This is a genomic window from Actinoplanes sp. NPDC049681 (assembly GCF_044465265.1).
GTDB lineage: Bacteria > Actinomycetota > Actinomycetes > Mycobacteriales > Micromonosporaceae > Actinoplanes.
Window position 1 is genome coordinate 393,076 of the sequence record NZ_JBITLP010000010.1, and the last position, 17,093, is coordinate 410,168.

Here is a 17,093-nt window from a genome sequence, read left to right on the forward strand (position 1 = left end):
GCACGTATGCCGATCTCCGTAAACCTCGACGCACTGCTCGACAAGGCGTACGAGTCCACCTCGCCGGCCGAACTGGTCGACGCGCCCGTCTCCGCACTGTCCGGAGTCAGCGAGTCCGACGGCGAGGCGCTGAAGCAGGCGTTCAACATCAAGACAATCGGTGACCTAGCCGGGAACAAGTACATCCGAGCAGCTCAGGCGATCGCAGAACTCGGCCGCCTGGCGAAGTAGCACCGGGCTGCGGCAGGCGCGTCGCCCAGCGCCGCGCCTGCCGTCATCCGGCGCCGCGGACCGAGGGGTCAAGGTCCTGGAGCGGGCGGTCGATGCACCCTGAACCGCAGCACGGTGCTCGGGAACGGGGGGTCCCTGACGCTCCTCGAACTCGAGGCACCCTCGGACGAAGCCGCGTGGCACGATGCGGCGGTGACTGCCGCGATCATGCCTTGGACCCGATCGGCGTTTCGCGTCACCGGACGCCGCGCGAACGTCGTATTGCTCGCGTTCGCCGACGAGGGAGCGTTGGGCTCCGGACCGGACTTCAACCTCAGCCGCGACGCCGTACCGCGGGACGTTCCCGTTGCCGCGTTGGACGTGCGCCTGCACCGCTATGCCGACAATCCGGCGTGGATCGACAGCTGGCGTACCGGCGCGTTCCGCCATATCGCAGCCGGGCAGCTGGCGGACCTGACGGTTCTCGACGCGGCCGATTGCTGTTACTCGGTCGCCGTCGAGCTCGACGACCCGCCCGACCTGACCCATCTGCAACTGGCCTGGGCCGTAGCGTCCGGCCTCGCCCAGGCGGGCAGCTGCGCAGTACTCGACATGTACGCCGCTTCGTGGTGGTCAGGTACGGAAGTCGCGGCCCTGGAGCCCGACCGGCCGTTCACCGTTCAGCGCGAGATCAGTGTGATCGCCGAAACCGAGCTCGTGGCCGGGTTCGGCCATCCCGTGCATACCCGGGGCATGCTCAAATTCGGCTGCCCGGACCTGATCGCCGGTGTGGCCGCGGACCGGATCCAGGACACCTCCCGCATCATCAATCACCTCGCCGGAATGCTCGCAGACGGTCACTCGCTGACGCCCGGCCAGCGCCTGCGCTTCGACCACCGCCGGAGCTTGCTCGTCACGGACTACACGCCGGACGGCCTCGTTCCCGAAGTGAACTTGGCTAATGAAGGGCTACTGCTCGTCGACTTGTGAGCCACTGCGCCCGCCTTGACTCCGAACGGACGGCGGCCTACCGCTTCTGCGCCCGGTAGCGCCGGAGCAAAGCCGTAATCCTTGCGAAGTCGCCGGCGCCGTTGAGTTCCTCCAGCAACGCGTCCGGGCACAGTTCGTACAGATCGCCCCACCAGCGACGCGCCCTGTTGTCCCAAATGCGATACCCCCCTGGAACGCCTCTTGCCACGTATCGTCGCCTGCTCATCGAGCAGCACGCTACAAGTCGCCCGTCGATCCCGCGCTACGGTTCTCGGCGTTTGGATCAAGGTCTGAGCTGCTGGTGTACGAGGCGGCACCGGGAAAAATCGACGGCTCACCAGCAGCCCTGAAGCTGACAACCGCCCGCACGTGCGGGCCGCCGCCCTCGTCGATAACGATCCGGTCAGAGCCTGTCGCAGGGAGTGCAGCGACCGCGCCGGCCATTCACGGGCACGCAGCGGTGATCGCATAGGCTCTGGCCGTGTTCGAGGCTTCGCGAATCTGCCGCTGCGTCATCTGCCACGACTACGGCGATCGCGGCGACTACGACGCGGCCGACCGCGGCGTCATCGACAACGTCGAGGAGTTCGGGTGGAGCGTCGTCGGAGTTCCGGCCGACGAGCAGGGGCCGGGCTGGGCGTACACCATCGGCCGTTGGCACAGCCGCGGTGAGCCGGAACTGGCCATGTTCGGTCTCGACCTACGCGTCATGCAGTCCTGTTCGAACATCCTCGGGCACCGCGACGGCCTCGCCGACGGCCAAACTCACGACGACGTGGTCGACGGCTATCCGGTGCACCTGAGGACCATCGAATCGGGCTGGTACAGGGCCTTCTTCGGCCACGGTATCTGGTTCTACCGGCGCCCGCCGGTCCCCTTTCTCCAGGTTGTCTGGCCGGACCGGGAAGGTGCGTTCCCCTGGGACACCGGCGAGCTCGCTCAGCCACACCTCTGGCTCACGCCCGGCGAGCACATCCAAGGAACCTGGACCCAAGACGTCTGACCGCCGCACCCCTAGCAGACCATCACCGCCAGGCGCCGACCCGCGACATCCTGCCGCCGACCGCATGCTGCCCCGCCCCGCCTGCCCTGGTCGGGTAACCTGATCGCGCGGGCCGCTAGCTCAATGGCAGAGCTGTGGACTTTTAATCCATAGGTTCGGGGTTCGAGTCCCCGGCGGCCCACCTTGAGCTGCAGTTACTCCGCTCTGCAATCGGGTCGGCATGTCCGCTTCATGGCGTTTGCCGCACGCGGGGAGCATCCGGCGAGCAGCAGCTAGAGCTTCGCGGGTTGACGCTGTGGCGTGGTTTCGTCTGGTGGCGGCGGACAAACTTGGCGACGTCAATACGCGGAGGAAGGCTGCCCGGGTTCACGGCGTCGTTGTGCTCGTGGATCAGGGAATTCACCGCGGTCCTGAAGGAGGCTTCGGGCTTTGCCGGGTGCCCCGTCCGGACATGCCGAGTTGATCGCGTCCGGGCACGCTGAGACGGCGTCAACAAGCCGCTCATCTACGGACGGTGATCAAGCTGCTAGAGCGACGACAACCGCTAATACGAATCCGGCGTCGAGAGCTGCGGCCAGCGCTCTCGCGCGGCTCCAAAGCGCCAGTAGGCCCGGCCGGTACGGCCTCTGTGACTCGTCATGGTCGGGGTCCGTTGCGGGAGCGGCGGCGGTGGAGGCCGTGGGACACGGCGTCCCGCATCCGCTGACCGAGAGACGCGACATTGAGGTCGGCGGTTGGAACATCAGGTGGGTTACGTTCGCCCTTGATTGCGGGGACGGCGTGGTCCCGAATCGCGGTGATCAGGTCGGCAGCCACGTCGTCGTTCGGAAATCCTGCCCAAACCGACCACCAGTGGTCGCAGCCATGGTGGCTAAGAGAGCCGAGGCGGGCGGTCCAACCGGAGGACGATGCCGCGCTGACGTTGGCGGTGAACCTCACGCCCATCCACGTATTGCCCTGCGACTGCTGGAACTCAATTGTCCCTAGGTACTTCCCGGTTTGCAGGGTGAACCGGCGCCCCGAGCCGGTGAAACCGAGCCGGCGCAGTTCCGGTACCACCGTTGTCCGCATCATCCGCGAGTAGCCGTCCCGGGCTGACGGACCGATTTGCGGCACGAAGCCCGCCTGAACGACGCCAGTCACCTTGTCCACCTGTGCGCAAAATTCTCCGAGGTGAGTTCCCGGCTTACCCGTTACTGCTCGCCACACCTGACCGCCGTCGGCCACCGCTTTGACCCGGAATCCGGCATTTGACTCGTACAGCCGGTCCAGCCAACTCTGGACGGCCGCCGCAGCCGTTTCCTCCGTGTCGATCACGTCAGGCATTGTGCCGTCCCACACCAACCAAAGGAATTCACGACTCGGTTCGACAACCCGCTGCACTCAGTTGCCGCCGAGCACGCGCGGCGGCCGGCAGGTCGTCGTCGCGGTCCATGGGCGCTCGCCGACGCCGGGTTGCGCCAGGTGTTCGGGTTCATCGCCGGAGGCCGGACACACGAACATGTAGCAGCGCCCGGGCACCACAGCGGAGGCTTGCGGGCGTGAGTGTCGAAGCAGATGTTGATTCCGAACCGAACGCTGGCACCGGATCGCTCGCTCATGCCTAAGACGAGCATGTTCGGCAGAGCGGAGCGGTCAGCGGCGACCAGATCCAATGCGATCCGCTAAGCGCCAATGTCGGGCTCGTGAGCGATCAACTGCCCATGGTGGACGCCGCTCGGCTGCCGCAGACGATCAACCCGGCAGTCCGGGCGCCGACGCCGAGCGAGACGATGCGCCGGCGAGTGCCGCGAGCGGGTTCGGGGCGCCATCGCCTATGGGCACGCGAAAGGGCGCCCACTCGAGGTGGGGCGCCCTTTTCACTGTTACGACGGGGGGCCTAGAACCAGACTTTTCGACCAGCGACCGGGCGACCGACAGCGCCGAGGATCCAGAGCACCGCACCGATCACCAGGAGAATGATGCCGATGGTGTAGAGGATCGACACCTTCAGGAAGATGCCCAACAGCAAAAGGATGAGTCCGAGAATCAACATGACTTTGCTCCGTTCCGCCGGCGGGCACCTCCCGCCGGCCCCTCTGTACCCAGAACATCTGCCAGCGGAAACGTAAGAATCTTTGTCGATGGAGAGGTCGTCCGCCATACGACGGCGCTTCCGGCATTTCGGTCCAGCCTTCTCGGCGAGCGGCGAGCGGCGACCGGCGAGCGGCGACCGGCGACCGGCGACCGGCGACCGGCGACGCCATGAGGTCGTACTCCGCGAGCGTCACGGGCGCACACGGACTGCAGGCGAGCGGCAAATGAGGCGACTTCCGTCGGGGTTCGAGTCCCCGGCGACCCACGTTGACCTGCAGTTATTTCACGACGTTTGCCGCCGACGAGGGCTTCCGTACGCAGCCCGCCCAGGTGGTGCGTCACGCGGCCAGACTCTGCTAGCCGGCGATCCGCATCAGCGCGACGGTGGAAGCCACCGTGCTCCTCCCGGCGGAGAACGACCGCAGCCGGGCCGACACCGCGCTGCCAGCCCCAGACGCCCGGGGTCGGAGCTCCGGAGATTCGCCTTCGAGCCGGCCCGAGATTATCTTGCGTTCCCGTGCAACCTCGGCGACTTCTCGGGGCGTCTGTTGTCCGTACCCCGATAGGGGCGACGGATCGAGAACGGTGGGTTTGTGTCGAAACATGATGAGCTGCACTTCGCGGACTTCGTCCATGCCAGATCGCCGGCGCTGCTGCGCACCGCGTTCCTGCTCACCGCGGATTCTCACCTCGCTCAGGACCTGCTGCAGACGGCCCTGGTCAAGACGTGGCGGGCGTGGCGGACCATACGCGATCAAGAAGCGCCGGATGCGTACGTACGCCGGGTGATGGTCACGACGGCCACCTCGTGGTGGCGTCGGAAATGGTGGGGCGAACGCCCGGCACAAAGCCTGCCGCAGACCGCAGCGCACGACGATCCGCTGGACAGCATCGGTGCCCGCCAGGCGCTGGTCACGGCACTCGCCCGGTTACCGCCACGACAGCGCGCCGTGGTGGTTCTGCGCTATTACGAAGATCTTTCCGAGCTTCAGGTAGCCGAAGTGCTCGGCACCTCGGTCGGCAACGTGAAAAGTCAGGCCTCCCGGGGTCTGCGCAAACTACGCGCCGACGGCGCACTGGACGACTGGGCGCCGCAGCGACACAGCGCTTGCACCGAGTTGACGATGCATGGGGGTAGCAATGGACCGTTCTGACACCGACTTGATGACGAGCGCCCGCCAGGCCCTCGCCGACAGCTCCGCCTTGGCGCCGGTCGTGCCGCCTGACCTGCTGCACGTGGTCGAACGCCGTGGCCGCAAGGCACGGAATACGAGAACAGCCTTGGCGGCGGCGTGCGCCGTGGGGGTCGCCACAGCGGCGTTCGCGGTGACCGCGAGATCCGCGCCGCCGTCGCACGTCTCGGCCGCTCCGACCGCGGCTCCCGCAACTACTGCGCCTTCCGCGAAGCGACTCCCCGTGGTGTTCGCCGCCGTTGAACAGGTTCGCCCCCACCAGACCCTTTGCGCCGACGGCTGGCTTCCGGGCGATGACGGCTGCTTTCGAGTCGCCGCGAACAGCCTCCGAGTCGACAATCCACGCAAGGTCGAACTAGTGACCGACGAGGCTACTAGCGAGGTAGTCGTACGCCTGACCATGTCGTACAGCGACGCGGATCGGTTCGAGCAGATCACCGCGAAGCTGGCACCCCACCGCGGCATGCTCGGCATCATCGTGGGTGATCGGGTCGTCGAGGCACCCACCATCCAGGACACCATCAGCGGCCCCACGGTCGAAATTGTCGCTGCCGGACCGGACGAAACCGCCGAACTGTTCCACCGGATCAGCTGAAGCGGCGACACCGGCCCGGAGTCGTCAGGCGACTCCCGGCGCTGCCTCCGCCGCGACGCGCAGTCGATCCAGCGTCTGCGTCATCGTGCGGCGGTTGTGGGCGTCCCGGTCGGTGATCCCCAACGCCGCGATGCCGAACAGCTTGAGCGCCGGCCCCCGGCGGTCGGTGTAGGTCTCGGTCACCTCGCAGCCGTCGTGGACCGGGCGGAACTCATACGTCCAGCGGGCCACGGTCAGGAAGCCCGCACCGACCACGTCGAAGCTGAACTCGCGGCCACGATCGGCGGCCACGACTGTGCATTCGGTACGCCATCTCCGTCCCCGGTAAGCGTTCGTCCCGGTGAAGCGGGCTCCCACACGGGGGCCCGGGGGTTCGGTGAGCCAGCGGCAGCGGGTGGTCTCGGGACTCCACTGACCCATGCGGGTGACGTCGGCGACGAGGTCCCACACGACCTCCGGTGCGGCGCCGACGTGGGTGGTAACGGTGACGGGCATGCCGCCATCGTGCCCCACGTTCCCTCAATGCCGTATGGCCCTACTCCGGATGCGTACTCGGCACGGCGGCCAGCTCAACGCAGCAAGCGCCGACGCGCGGGGCCAGCCGGGCCTGCACCTCCGTAGCGCCGAGCCCGTCGATGAGGCCGCCGAGGAGGCTGTGGTTGAGCCCGCACACCAGGGCGGTGTGACGCGCCGCGAGGGCGTGGAACGGGCAGTTGTGCAGAAGCATCAGGCCGGTGGGGTCGGGTTGTGGTTCGAAGCCCAGCGCGGTCAGGGCGCTCACCCAGTCGATGCCGTCGGTGCTCAGTTTTGCGCCGATGGTCTCGCCGTGGTGCCGGGCGTGGCGGTGGGCTGCCTGCTCGGCATGCGCCGGGTCTTCGGCCACGGCGTCGGCGAGGATTTCGGCGATGAGTTCGTAGCGTCGTTCCGGCATGGTGATGGCCAGGCCGTCGCCGGCCGGCTCGTAGACCTTGGGTGCTCGGCCGCGGCCACGGGGCTGGCCGGGGGGCGCCTCGTATCGGGCGCTCAGGAGGCCGGCGTCGACCAGCTTGTCGAGATGGAAGGCGGCCAGGCTCCGCGACATCCGTTGAGCGTCGGCGGCTTCCTCGCGGCTGACGGCGTGGTCCTGCCGGTGGACGTAGTCGTACAGCGCTCGACGTGACGGGTCGGCGAGGGCGGCCAGCGCACTCCAGCGGTCTTGCACCCCACCAAGATTATCACCAGTACGGGTTGTTGAAATTTGCGTCACCCGGGTCCACGATGATTAACAACAACGTACGTTGGTGAAAACTTCGGAGGTGCCGGATGGCACGCGTCGAGTCCGGCCTGGAGCAGGCCAAACGACCGGTGACCGGACTTGCCGGGCCGTACGGGCACCCGCTGCACCCCGCCCTGGTGGCGGTCCCGATCGGCGCGTGGATCGCCAGTTTCGTCTTCGACCTGGCCTCCCACCTGGTGCACGACGCGGGGTTCCTGGCCGAGGGCTCCCGCTGGCTGATCGGCCTCGGAGTGCTCGGCGCCCTCGCGGCGGCCACGGTCGGGTTCCTCGACCTGTTCGCGATCCCGACGGGCACGCGGGCGTTCCGCGTCGCACTGGTGCACATGGCCCTGAACCTCGGAGTCACCGTCGCGTACGGGATCGACTTCGCCATCCGTGGCGCGCACCCGCCGGCTCCCGTACCCGTAGGACCTCTGGTCTTGTCGGGCGTGGCTCTGGCCGCATTGACCGCCTCCGGCTACCTCGGCGGCGAGCTTGCCTACCGCTACGGCGTCCGGGTGGCCGACGAAGCCACCCAGCAGCGTGGCTACACCTCCAGCACCGCCGTACCCCCGAGAGAGGACACCTGATGGCCATCGCCGCACTGATCACCTGGCTCGTCACCGCCGCGGGCGGGTTCGTCATGCTCGGCATCTGGATCTCCAAGGGCGGCCACCGGCCCGGCAGCGGCACGCGGCTCGCGCCCGGCCTGGTGTTCGGCCATTTCGCGCTCGCGGTGATCGGGCTCGTGCTGTGGATCGCCTACCTCGCCGCGGACAATGACGGCCTGGCCTGGGCGGCGTTCGCCGCCCTGCTGCCCGTGGCGCTGCTGGGCTTCGCCATGTTCGCCCGCTGGATCCCGGCCCGCCGCACCGGCACCGCGGAGTCGCGCTTCCCGGTGCCGGTCGTCATCGCTCACGGCGTGTTCGCCGCCACCACCCTGGTGCTGGTGCTGCTGGCCGCGCTCGGCGTCGGCGAAAGCTGATCCGCCCGGAGAAACGTGATATGCAACCTGTTGCATAGGTGAATTGTTGTATATGCTGCGCTGGTCCCGCGAGTCGAGGCCAGGAGGCAGACGTGAGCGCGCCCGAGAGCCCGTACCCCACCCTGTTGAGCCCTCTCGACCTCGGGCACACCGTGCTGCGCAACCGCGTGGTCATGGGCTCGATGCACACGAAGCTGGAAGATCGGGCACGGGACCTGCCGAAGCTCGCCGCGTTCTTCGCCGAACGCGCGCGAGGCGGTGTCGCCCTCATGGTCACCGGCGGTTTTGCGCCGACCTGGCGCGGCTGGCTGGCGCCGTTCGGCAGCATGATGACGTCCCGCCGGCACGCCCACGCCCACCGGGTGGTGACCGACGCGGTGCACCGGCACGACGGGAAGATCCTGCTGCAGGTGCTGCACGCCGGGCGGTATTCGTACCATCCGTTCAGCGCCGCGGCCTCGCGCCGGAAGTCGCCGATCACGCCGTTCAAGCCGCGGGCCATGAGCACGCGGGAGGTCGACCGTACAGCGACCGCCTTCGCCCGGGCCGCGAGCCTCGCCCGGCAGGCGGGGTACGACGGCGTGGAGATCATGGGCTCGGAGGGGTACCTGATCAATCAGTTCCTCGCCGCGCGGACGAACGACCGCACCGACAAGTGGGGCGGGACCGCGACGAAGCGGATGAACTTCCCGTGGGAGATCGTACGGCGGACCCGAGACCTGGTCGGCGACGACTTCATCGTGCAGTACCGGATCAGTCTGCTGGACCTCGTCGACGACGCCCAGTCGTGGGAGGAGACGGTCGAGCTCGCACGCGGGCTGCAGGAGCGGGGCGTGTCGATCCTCAACACCGGGATCGGTTGGCACGAGGCCCGCGTGCCGACCATCGTCACCTCGGTGCCGCCGGCCGCCTTCGCATGGGTCACCGGCAAGTTGCGCCGCGAGGTGTCCGTACCCGTGATCGCCTCCAACCGGATCAACCGGCCCGAGATCGCCGAGCAGGTGCTCGCCGCCGGCGACGCCGACCTGATCTCGATGGCTCGGCCGCTGCTGGCCGACGCGGAGTTCGTGAACAAGGCGGCCACGGGGCGGGACCGGGAGATCATCACCTGCATCGCCTGCAACCAGGCGTGCCTCGACCACACCTTCCGCAACAAGCGAGCCACCTGCATGCTCAACCCGCGGGCCGGGTACGAGACGGAGCTGGTGCTGGCGCCCACCCGCACGGCCAAGCGCATCGCTGTGGTCGGCGCCGGTCCGGCCGGGCTCGCCGCGGCGGTCGAGCTGGCCGGGCGCGGGCACCGCGTCGAGCTCTTCGAGGCCGCGGACCGGATCGGCGGACAGTTCCGCCTGGCGGCACGCATCCCCGGCAAGGAGGACTTCGGCCACACGCTGGCGTACTACCAGCACATGATCGAGGTCCGGGGCGTCTCCCTCCACCTGGGAGTACGCGCCTCGGCATCGGATCTGGCCGGCTTCGACGAGGTGATCGTGGCGACCGGTGTGGCGCCCCGGATGCCGCGCATTCCCGGGATGACGCATCCGAAGGTGTTCACGTACCAGCAGGTGATCTCCGACCGGGCCGCGGTGGGCGACCGGGTCGCCGTCATCGGCGCCGGCGGGATCGGTTTTGACGTCGCGGAGTTCCTGCTGCACGAGCCGGGTGAGCAGGTCGACCCGTGGATGCGACGGTGGGGGGTCACCGATCCGGCATTGCAGCGAGGCGGACTCACCACCAAGACGCTCGCGCGTCCCCGCCGCGAGGTGCACCTGCTGCAGCGCAAGACGACCTCGCTGGGCAAGGGGCTCGGCAAGACCACCGGCTGGGTGCACCGCGCCACCTTGCAGGACTCCGGCGTGAACATGCTGCGTGGAGTGGAGTACGTCCGCGTCGACGACGAGGGCCTGCACATCACCGTGCCGCAGAACGCCCGCGATCCGAAGTCCCCGCGCGAGGCCCGGCTGCTTCCCGTCGACACGATCGTGGTCTGCGCCGGCCAGGAGTCGGTCCGCGACCTCGTCGAGCCGCTCACCCAGCAGGGCGTGTCCGTTCATGTCATCGGCGGCGCCGACGTGGCCGCCGAGCTGGACGCCAAGCGCGCGATCAAGCAGGCGACCGAGCTCGCCGCCCGGCTCTGACCACCAGGAGCGACACCATGACCAGCAAGCAGCCGTCGACGAAGCTCGTGACCACCCGGGTCGAGGACGGGATCGCGCACGTCCGCCTCACCCGGCCGGACAAGCTCAACGCGCTCACCCTGGATACCCTCGACGAGCTGGTCCGCACGGCCCGGTGGCTGCGCCGCGACCGTACGCTGCGGGCTGTCGTCATCGGGGGCGAGGGCGAGTCGTTCTGCTCCGGCCTGGACATTCCCGAGGTCATGCGTACGCCGCGTCGCATCGTGGGCGCCTTCCTGCCCGTACCGTGGCGCGGAACGAACCTTTTCCAGGAAGCATGCTGGGCATGGCGGCGGATTCCTGTCCCGGTGATCGCCGCTGTGCACGGGCATTGTTACGGCGGAGCCGTGCAGATCGCGCTGAGCGCGGACTTCCGTTTCGCGACGCCGGACTCGAAATGGTCCGTGCTCGAAGGCAAGTGGGGCATCATCCCCGACATGACCGGCATGCGGAGCCTCTCCGAGGTGGTCGGCCTCGATGTCGCCAAACGCCTCACGATGACCGCCGAGCAGATCTCCGGATCCGAGGCGGCCCGCATCGGCCTCGTCACCGAAGTGCACGACGATCCGACGGCGGCCGCCACCTCCTTCGCGCAGCAGCTCGCCGCCCGTTCCCCGGACGCGGTCGCCGCCGCGAAGCGTCTGCTCGACCGCGCGGTGACCGGCAGCGCCCGGCGGACCTTCGCCCGGGAGCGGCGGGAACAGGTGCGCCTGCTCATGCTGCCCAACACCAAGATCGCCCAGCGCGCCGCCCGCAGCAAGACGGCGCCGGACTACCGGCCACGTGCCCGCTGACCGCCTCGTAACCTGGGTCCCGTGTCGCTTCGCAACGCAGTCCTCGCCGCCCTCATCAACCGCGAGGCGTCCGGCTACGAGCTGGCCAAGCAGTTCCACGTCTCGGTAGCGAACTTCTGGACCGCCACCTCGCAACAGCTGTACCGCGAGTTGGAGAAGATGGAGTCGGACGGCCTGCTGTCGGCGCGGGTCGTCGCCCAGCCCAAGCGCCCGGACAAGCGCCTCTATTCGCTGACCGAAGCCGGCCGCACCGCGCTGCACGAGTTCACGAAACAAGAGCCAAGGCCGACGACGGTACGCGATGAGCTCCTGGTCCAGGTCGAGGCGCTGGCCCACGCGGATCTGCCCAGCGTCCGCTCGTCGATCGAATCCCGTATCGATTCCAGTGCCCGTCGCCTGCAGACCTACGAGGCCCGGCTGGTGGAAATTCTCGGCGGCCGCGACGACGAGGAGTTCTTGAGGACCAGCAAACGGATCGGCCCGTACCTGACCCTGCAGCGCGGAATCATGTTCGAACGCGAGAACATCGCCTGGGGCCGCAAGGCGCTCGAGGTCCTCAACCGCCGCAGTCCCTGATCACGGGGCAAAGGTGGTTACGGAGGCTCCGGTTGTTCCGTACAGGCGGCCGTTGGCCACCAGGGGTGGACCCTGAATCGCCGACGTGCTCGCATCCACCCTGACGGCACGCCCCGTCTGCGCGTCGAAGGCAGCGGTCGGATAGCCGTTACTGCGCCATCCGTACACGACGCCGCCGCCGGTCGAGAACATGATGGGTCCGCGCTCGGCGAACTTCGCCGACCACACCTTGTCTCCGGTAGCCGCGTCGACGGCCAGGACACCCGCGTCGGACAAGGTTCCGAGATAGACGCGTCGTCCGTCGGTGGCGAATCCGAAAATGGTGCCCTAGTACGGGAACGACGCTGTCACCTGCCCGGTGCCCGCGTCGACGACCTGGATGCCGTCGCTGTCGTTGCAGCTCATGTAGAACTTGGTGCCGTCCGGCGATGCCCCGATCGGGCTGAAGCAACCCGCACCGGTGGGCCACAGCCGCTTGCCGGTGGTGATGTCGTACGCGGCTCCTGGCTCATCGTTCCCGAACATCAGAATCCGGCCGCCGGCCGACACCGCCTCGCCCGCCATCGAACCCTGTCGCGCCCAGATCTGCGCACCGTCGGAGATTCGGTACGCCCGGAGCCCGTAATTGCTGATCGTCGGGTCCCACAGCCCGCCGACCAGCACGCCCCTGTCCACGAGCAGGTCGTACATCATCGCGGTGATCTGTTTGGTGTAGAGGGTCTTGCCGGTGCCGGCATTGAGCGCGGTCAGGTACGACTTACCGGATCGGCAGTCCCGGTATTGGGCGACGAGGGTGGTGCCGACGATCGCGGCGAGGTCGATGTCCCGTTTCCCGGCGTCGGGTGTCCGCCATTTCAGCGAGCCGGTGATCGCGTCGTACCCGCTGATGCGATAGGCGGCCGCGGTGACGAGCCGATTCGCGCCGATCAGTGGGCCCGACGGCGACGTGCATTTCGCTGTGCTCAGCGGGACGGCCCACCGCTTCTTCACCTTCGGGACCATCCCCGGCGTCAGTTTTGATTCGCCGGGGTTGTAGTAGTCACCGGTCGCGTGGGAGGCCGCCTGCCCCCAGGCGTCCACCCCCGCGGCTTGGGCGGAAGAACCCAGTGCTGCGCCGATGGCGGTGACAAGGATTGCCGACAGCAACCGGTACTTCACGAGAACCTCCTACGAGACGCGATCAGCCTCAACGTAGGGGCGCGCTGCACCGACGAGCGTGCGCCGTGCGACTCGATCACCCATTCGAGAGCGCCGTTGGCCGGTCTCGGGAACCGGCCAACGGCGCCACGTGTCACAGGGACAAACTCCAGCTGTTGAGGTACCCGGTGTCGATCGCCGCGGTGTCCTGCACCCGCAGCGTCCAGGTTCCGTCCGGCGATTCACCGGACAGATTCACCGCGTACGTCTGATCGATGTTGTCCGTGCTGCCGCCGGCGCGATCGTGCAGGGTGTACACACTCCCGTCCGGCGCCACCAGGCTCACCACCAGGTCACCGATGTAGGTGTGGACGATATGCACCTCCACCGCGCTGGACGATGACGGAGTGATCGTGCAGCCGCTGAGTTCCACGCTGCTCGTCACCGTTGTGTTGTCCGGGATGGCGACGTCGGTGTCGTTGGCGGCCGTGCAACCCTGCGGGCTGCGTACCGTCAGATGGAGAATTGTCGAGTGCGCCACCGAGGGTGTCGTGGCGGTCAGCGTGATCGGATAGGTGCCGGTTCCGAGGGTTTCCGACGTCGTCACGGTCACCGTGGCCGATTCCCCCGCGGTGATCTCGGCCGGGGAGAACGCCACCGTCACGCCCGCCGGCGCGCCGGTCGCGGTCAGGGTGGCCGTTTCCGGGGTGCCATTGGTCACCGTCGTGGCCAGATTCGTGGTGACTGTTTCACCGCGGTCCAGCGTCACCGTTCCTGGCGAGATGGCCACCGAGAAGTCGTGATCCGTGGGGCAGTAGTCGCTGCCGGCCACGTTCACCGCCGTCCACGCCGCCTGCACCGCCTTGTATTCCGTCCCGCACAGGCCGTAGAGGTCCGCGGCCGCCGAGAGCGAGTAGGCCCGCGCCGTGTTGGCGGGGGCGGCGGTGTTGACATAGCGCGTGTTCGACACGAAATACGTGTCCAGGGCCCGGAACCAGATCTTCTCCGCCTTCTCGCGGCCGATGCCGACCACCGGCTCCGCGGCACCACAGATCGGTGAGGTCCCGTACGCCGTGGCGCCCGTCCCCTCCGCGAGGTTGAAGAAGAAGTGGTTCGCCACGCCGGAGGAATAGTGCACGTCGACCCCGTTGGTAGCCGTCGACCAGCAGGAGTGCGAGACGCCGTCGAGGGCGGGGTTGTACATGTAGCGCAACGGGGCGCCCGTACCGCGGATATCGATTTTCTCGCCGATGTCGTAATCGCCGGGGTCGCCCGTGGTGTTCGCGTAGAACTCCACCATCGTGCCGAAGATGTCACTCGTCGCCTCGTTCAGGCCGCCGGATTCGCCGGAGTACGTCAGCCCGCCCGGTACCACGTTCTCGGTGACGCCGTGGGACATCTCGTGACCCGCCACGTCGAGGGCGACCAGGGGCTTGGCGTTGCCCGTACCGTCGCCGTAGGTCATCTGGGCACCGTCCCAGAAGGCGTTGACGTAGGCATTCCCGTAATGCACGCGGGAGGGCACGCCCGTACCGTTGCCGAAGATGCCGTTGCGCCCGTGGACGTCGTGGAAGTAGTCGAACGTGGTGGCGGCGCCGAAATGCGCGTCGACGGCGGCGGAGGCCCGGTCGGTGATCGCGCCGGTGCCCCAGACGTTGTCGGAGTCGGTGAACGTCGTGCAGGTCGAGGTGCCGTTGTTGAGGTCGCAGGTGCGGCCGTTTCCGCGTACGGGATCGACCAGGGTGTAAGCGTCGCCCGAGGGCGTGGTGTCGATGGCCACGGAGCCCGAGTAGAGACTGTTTCCGGTGCCGTCGACGGTCTCGATCTCGTCGAACGAGCCACGGACCGCATTCGTCGTCGCATCGCTGACGACGTGCAGCCGCGACGGGGTCTGGTCGTCCTTTGCCATGCCGTTGACGACCGTTTCCCATGCCAGCGCCGGTGCGCCGCTACTGGCGTCGATGAACAGTTCCGGCTTGCCGACCGAGGCCACCTTTCCGGAGAAGGCCTTCCTGGCGGCGGCACGCGCGCTCGCGGTGCCGACCTTCGGGGAGACGCTGAGCGAGAGCGGCTTCGCGAGGCCGACGGAGCTGCCGGTGAAGGCGCCGTCGGCGCCGACCCGGATGACGAGATCTCCGCCGTAGACGCGCAGACCTTGATGGGTACGGGTATAGCGGACCACGCCGTTGCCCCTGGCGTCCCGCTTGCTGCTGTAGACGGTGTATCGGTCCTGGGGCGAGCCCTTGACGGCCCGGGCGTGGTTCTCGAGCGCTGCACCGGCGGCGGCCAGCAGCGAGTTGGACGGTGTGGACGGCGGCGCGGCGGACACACTGGTGGCGGTGACCGCGAGGCCGCTACCGGCCAGCAACGCGGCGCCCGCCAGTGCGAGACCTGTTCTCAACCCGTTCCTCCCTGATCAGGACGCGGGAGCATCCATAGATCTCGATATAATTCCGGAGTACGTGAAGGCTGAATAGGTCATTCATGAACTTTTTACATGTCTCACGGCCCGTCGCCTGTGGATATCGACCCCCACCAGCGGTCCGCCCGGCGTAACGTCGACGACCATGAGAACCTCCATAGGCAGCCGTCTTTCCGTGCTCGTTGCGAGCACCGCCGCTTTCATGGTCGGTGCCGTGGGCACCGTTGCGCCCGCCTACGCCGGCGGCGCCGCTCCGACGCCCGGGTCCGCCGGCCTCGGCGACCGGCTCTACCCGCTGCTCGGCAACGGCGGATACGACGTGCAGGACTACGCCCTGCGCGTCCGCTACCCGAAGAAGGACCCCAAGCAGACCGTCACCGGTGACGTCACGATCACCGCCGTCGCAACGCAGAACCTGTCCCGGTTCGACCTGGACTTCGGCGGGAAATCGGTCGGTTCGGTCCGGGTGAACGGCCGTTCCGCCACCTTCTCCCGCTCCGGCGACGAGCTGGTGATCACGCCGCGGCACTACCTCGCCAAGGGCAAGCGGTTCTGGGTCACCGTCAACGGGTTCACCGCGAAGCCCATCGAGGCGAACGCCGATTCCCCGGCCGGCTTCGTGACCACCCCGGACGGCACGATCATGGCGGGCCAGCCCGACCAGTCGCACCAGTTCTTCCCCAGCAACGACCACCCGCGTGACCTCGCGACGTACACGATCTCGCTGACCGCCCCGGTGGGCTGGACGGCCGTCGCCAACGGCCGCCACCTGGGCGATCGCCGCAACGGGGGCTTCGTGACCTCGGTCTACCGCGAGTCCAGGCCGATGGCCAGCGAGCTCATCCAGGCCGCGGTCGGCGACTTCGTCGTGCACGAGCGGCCCGCCGTGGGCCGCGTGCCCATCCGCGACGTCGTGCCGCGCCGGCTCGCCGACACCCTGCTCCCCAAGGCCGACGTCGAGCGGTCCCAGGTGAAGTGGATGGAGAGCAAGGTCGGCCGGTATCCGTTCGAGAACTACGGTTCGCTGGTCATCGACGCCGACCTCGGCTTCGCCCTGGAGACCCAGTCGCTGTCGCTGTACGACACCGGCCTCTTCGCCGCACCCAAGTTCGTGCTCGACCCGGTCATGAACCACGAGCTGGCGCACCAGTGGTTCGGCGACAGCGTGGCGCCCTGGTCGTGGAGCGACGTGTGGCAGAACGAGGGCCACGCGACCTGGTACGAGATGCTCTACGCCGACGAGACCGGCGTCCTCAAGCAGTACACGGGCTCGGCGACCCTGGACGACTACTACAAGCGCGTGTACGCGCGCGGTGACCAGTACCGCCAGAAGTACGGCCCGGTCGCCCGCCCCGCCGGTTCCGCCTCCGTCTGGGACGTGTTCAACCCGAACGTCTACGACGGCGGCGCACTCGCCCTGTACGCCCTGCGGCAGAAGATCGGCGCCACGAAGTTCCAGCTGCTCGAGCGGGCCTGGGTGAGCAAGTACCGCGGCAAGTCGCCGTCGTCCGCCGACTTCATCCGGCTCGCCTCGCGGGTGTCCGGTCAGGACCTGCACGCGTTCCTGACCGACTGGCTCTACGGCACCACGACACCCCCCATGCCCGGTCACCCGGACTGGAAGGTGACCCCCGCAACGGCCTCGGCAGCACCTCGGGCCCTGGCAGGTCGCTGATCGTG

At 68.1% G+C, this 17,093-nt stretch carries 18 protein-coding genes and 1 tRNA gene; 12 read left to right on the forward strand and 7 right to left on the reverse strand.

What is annotated here, in order from left to right; translation table 11 throughout:
• Positions 1 to 6: 6 nt before the first annotated feature.
• The 4 genes from ACIBO8_RS34045 to ACIBO8_RS34060 all read left to right on the forward strand — a co-directional run bounded on the left by ACIBO8_RS34045 (position 7) and on the right by ACIBO8_RS34060 (position 2,384).
• Positions 7 to 231 carry a hypothetical protein gene (locus ACIBO8_RS34045; protein WP_396119538.1) on the forward strand — a complete coding sequence of 75 codons (225 nt, stop codon included), beginning with the start codon at positions 7 to 9 and terminating at the stop codon, positions 229 to 231.
• A gap of 192 nt (positions 232 to 423) precedes the next feature.
• The gene (locus ACIBO8_RS34050; RefSeq protein WP_396119539.1) at positions 424 to 1,200 is read left to right on the forward strand and encodes a hypothetical protein; all 777 of its coding nucleotides are present in this window, start codon (positions 424 to 426) and stop codon (positions 1,198 to 1,200) included.
• Between the two features lie 481 nt (positions 1,201 to 1,681).
• Complete coding sequence (locus ACIBO8_RS34055; protein ID WP_396119540.1) at positions 1,682 to 2,203, forward strand: DUF4262 domain-containing protein; 522 nt, start codon at positions 1,682 to 1,684, stop codon at positions 2,201 to 2,203.
• 109 nt (positions 2,204 to 2,312) lie between these two features.
• A tRNA-Lys gene (locus tag ACIBO8_RS34060) sits at positions 2,313 to 2,384 on the forward strand.
• A gap of 455 nt (positions 2,385 to 2,839) precedes the next feature.
• Here the strand turns inward: ACIBO8_RS34060 and ACIBO8_RS34065 are convergent.
• Both ACIBO8_RS34065 and ACIBO8_RS34070 read right to left on the reverse strand, forming a co-directional pair.
• Entirely contained in the window at positions 2,840 to 3,520 is a 681-nt protein-coding gene (locus ACIBO8_RS34065) for a DUF4304 domain-containing protein (protein WP_396119541.1), read from the reverse strand.
• Positions 3,521 to 4,082: 562 nt separating this feature from the next.
• The gene (locus ACIBO8_RS34070; protein ID WP_396119542.1) at positions 4,083 to 4,238 is read right to left on the reverse strand and encodes a hypothetical protein; all 156 of its coding nucleotides are present in this window, start codon (positions 4,236 to 4,238) and stop codon (positions 4,083 to 4,085) included.
• 634 nt (positions 4,239 to 4,872) lie between these two features.
• Here ACIBO8_RS34070 and ACIBO8_RS34075 point away from each other — a divergent pair.
• Both ACIBO8_RS34075 and ACIBO8_RS34080 read left to right on the forward strand, forming a co-directional pair.
• Positions 4,873 to 5,433 carry a SigE family RNA polymerase sigma factor gene (locus tag ACIBO8_RS34075; RefSeq protein WP_396119543.1) on the forward strand — a complete coding sequence of 187 codons (561 nt, stop codon included), beginning with the start codon at positions 4,873 to 4,875 and terminating at the stop codon, positions 5,431 to 5,433.
• Positions 5,420 to 6,067: a SecDF P1 head subdomain-containing protein gene (locus tag ACIBO8_RS34080; protein WP_396119544.1), complete on the forward strand. Its 648-nt coding sequence runs from the start codon at positions 5,420 to 5,422 to the stop codon at positions 6,065 to 6,067. Before ACIBO8_RS34075 ends, ACIBO8_RS34080 begins: the two co-directional genes overlap by 14 nt.
• A 24-nt stretch (positions 6,068 to 6,091) precedes the next feature.
• Here ACIBO8_RS34080 and ACIBO8_RS34085 read toward each other — a convergent pair whose 3' ends face one another.
• Both ACIBO8_RS34085 and ACIBO8_RS34090 read right to left on the reverse strand, forming a co-directional pair.
• Complete coding sequence (locus tag ACIBO8_RS34085; RefSeq protein WP_396119545.1) at positions 6,092 to 6,562, reverse strand: SRPBCC family protein; 471 nt, start codon at positions 6,560 to 6,562, stop codon at positions 6,092 to 6,094.
• A gap of 40 nt (positions 6,563 to 6,602) precedes the next feature.
• Positions 6,603 to 7,268, reverse strand: a complete 666-nt coding sequence (locus ACIBO8_RS34090) for a helix-turn-helix transcriptional regulator (protein WP_396119546.1) — start codon at positions 7,266 to 7,268, stop codon at positions 6,603 to 6,605.
• A gap of 101 nt (positions 7,269 to 7,369) precedes the next feature.
• Between ACIBO8_RS34090 and ACIBO8_RS34095 the strand changes: the two genes are divergently transcribed.
• The 5 genes from ACIBO8_RS34095 to ACIBO8_RS34115 all read left to right on the forward strand — a co-directional run bounded on the left by ACIBO8_RS34095 (position 7,370) and on the right by ACIBO8_RS34115 (position 11,854).
• Positions 7,370 to 7,912, forward strand: a complete 543-nt coding sequence (locus tag ACIBO8_RS34095; protein WP_396119547.1) for a DUF2231 domain-containing protein — start codon at positions 7,370 to 7,372, stop codon at positions 7,910 to 7,912.
• A complete protein-coding gene (locus ACIBO8_RS34100; protein WP_396119548.1) occupies positions 7,912 to 8,307 on the forward strand; it encodes a hypothetical protein in 396 nt (131 codons plus the stop codon). The genes ACIBO8_RS34095 and ACIBO8_RS34100 overlap by 1 nt, the downstream gene beginning before the upstream one ends.
• 92 nt (positions 8,308 to 8,399) lie before the next feature.
• Positions 8,400 to 10,445 (forward strand): FAD-dependent oxidoreductase, encoded by a 2,046-nt coding sequence (locus tag ACIBO8_RS34105; RefSeq protein WP_396119549.1) that lies wholly within the window; start codon positions 8,400 to 8,402, stop codon positions 10,443 to 10,445.
• Positions 10,446 to 10,462: 17 nt separating this feature from the next.
• Entirely contained in the window at positions 10,463 to 11,278 is an 816-nt protein-coding gene (locus ACIBO8_RS34110) for a crotonase/enoyl-CoA hydratase family protein (protein WP_396119550.1), read from the forward strand.
• Positions 11,279 to 11,299: 21 nt separating this feature from the next.
• Complete coding sequence (locus ACIBO8_RS34115; protein ID WP_396119551.1) at positions 11,300 to 11,854, forward strand: PadR family transcriptional regulator; 555 nt, start codon at positions 11,300 to 11,302, stop codon at positions 11,852 to 11,854.
• Here the strand turns inward: ACIBO8_RS34115 and ACIBO8_RS34120 are convergent, their stop codons facing one another.
• The 3 genes from ACIBO8_RS34120 to ACIBO8_RS34130 all read right to left on the reverse strand — a co-directional run bounded on the left by ACIBO8_RS34120 (position 11,855) and on the right by ACIBO8_RS34130 (position 15,392).
• Complete coding sequence (locus ACIBO8_RS34120; protein ID WP_396119595.1) at positions 11,855 to 12,175, reverse strand: PQQ-binding-like beta-propeller repeat protein; 321 nt, start codon at positions 12,173 to 12,175, stop codon at positions 11,855 to 11,857.
• Between the two features lie 6 nt (positions 12,176 to 12,181).
• Complete coding sequence (locus ACIBO8_RS34125) at positions 12,182 to 13,012, reverse strand: PQQ-binding-like beta-propeller repeat protein (RefSeq protein WP_396119552.1); 831 nt, start codon at positions 13,010 to 13,012, stop codon at positions 12,182 to 12,184.
• Positions 13,013 to 13,145: 133 nt separating this feature from the next.
• On the reverse strand, positions 13,146 to 15,392 hold the full coding sequence (locus ACIBO8_RS34130; RefSeq protein ID WP_396119554.1) for a M4 family metallopeptidase: 2,247 nt from the start codon (positions 15,390 to 15,392) through the stop codon (positions 13,146 to 13,148).
• A gap of 166 nt (positions 15,393 to 15,558) precedes the next feature.
• Here ACIBO8_RS34130 and ACIBO8_RS34135 point away from each other — a divergent pair, with 166 nt between their 5' ends.
• A complete protein-coding gene (locus tag ACIBO8_RS34135; RefSeq protein ID WP_396119555.1) occupies positions 15,559 to 17,088 on the forward strand; it encodes a M1 family metallopeptidase in 1,530 nt (509 codons plus the stop codon).
• Positions 17,089 to 17,093: the final 5 nt, after the last annotated feature.

Excerpts from the sequence above, each read along its gene's own strand:
- ACIBO8_RS34045 (WP_396119538.1), top strand. The coding sequence starts at position 7 with ATGCCGATCTCCGTAAACCTCGACGCACTGCTCGACAAGGCGTACGAG.
- ACIBO8_RS34070 (WP_396119542.1), bottom strand. The coding sequence starts at position 4,238 with ATGTTGATTCTCGGACTCATCCTTTTGCTGTTGGGCATCTTCCTGAAG.
- ACIBO8_RS34080 (WP_396119544.1), top strand. The coding sequence starts at position 5,420 with ATGGACCGTTCTGACACCGACTTGATGACGAGCGCCCGCCAGGCCCTC.
- ACIBO8_RS34085 (WP_396119545.1), bottom strand. The coding sequence starts at position 6,562 with ATGCCCGTCACCGTTACCACCCACGTCGGCGCCGCACCGGAGGTCGTG.
- ACIBO8_RS34095 (WP_396119547.1), top strand. The coding sequence starts at position 7,370 with ATGGCACGCGTCGAGTCCGGCCTGGAGCAGGCCAAACGACCGGTGACC.
- ACIBO8_RS34100 (WP_396119548.1), top strand. The coding sequence starts at position 7,912 with ATGGCCATCGCCGCACTGATCACCTGGCTCGTCACCGCCGCGGGCGGG.
- ACIBO8_RS34110 (WP_396119550.1), top strand. The coding sequence starts at position 10,463 with ATGACCAGCAAGCAGCCGTCGACGAAGCTCGTGACCACCCGGGTCGAG.
- ACIBO8_RS34135 (WP_396119555.1), top strand. The coding sequence starts at position 15,559 with ATGAGAACCTCCATAGGCAGCCGTCTTTCCGTGCTCGTTGCGAGCACC.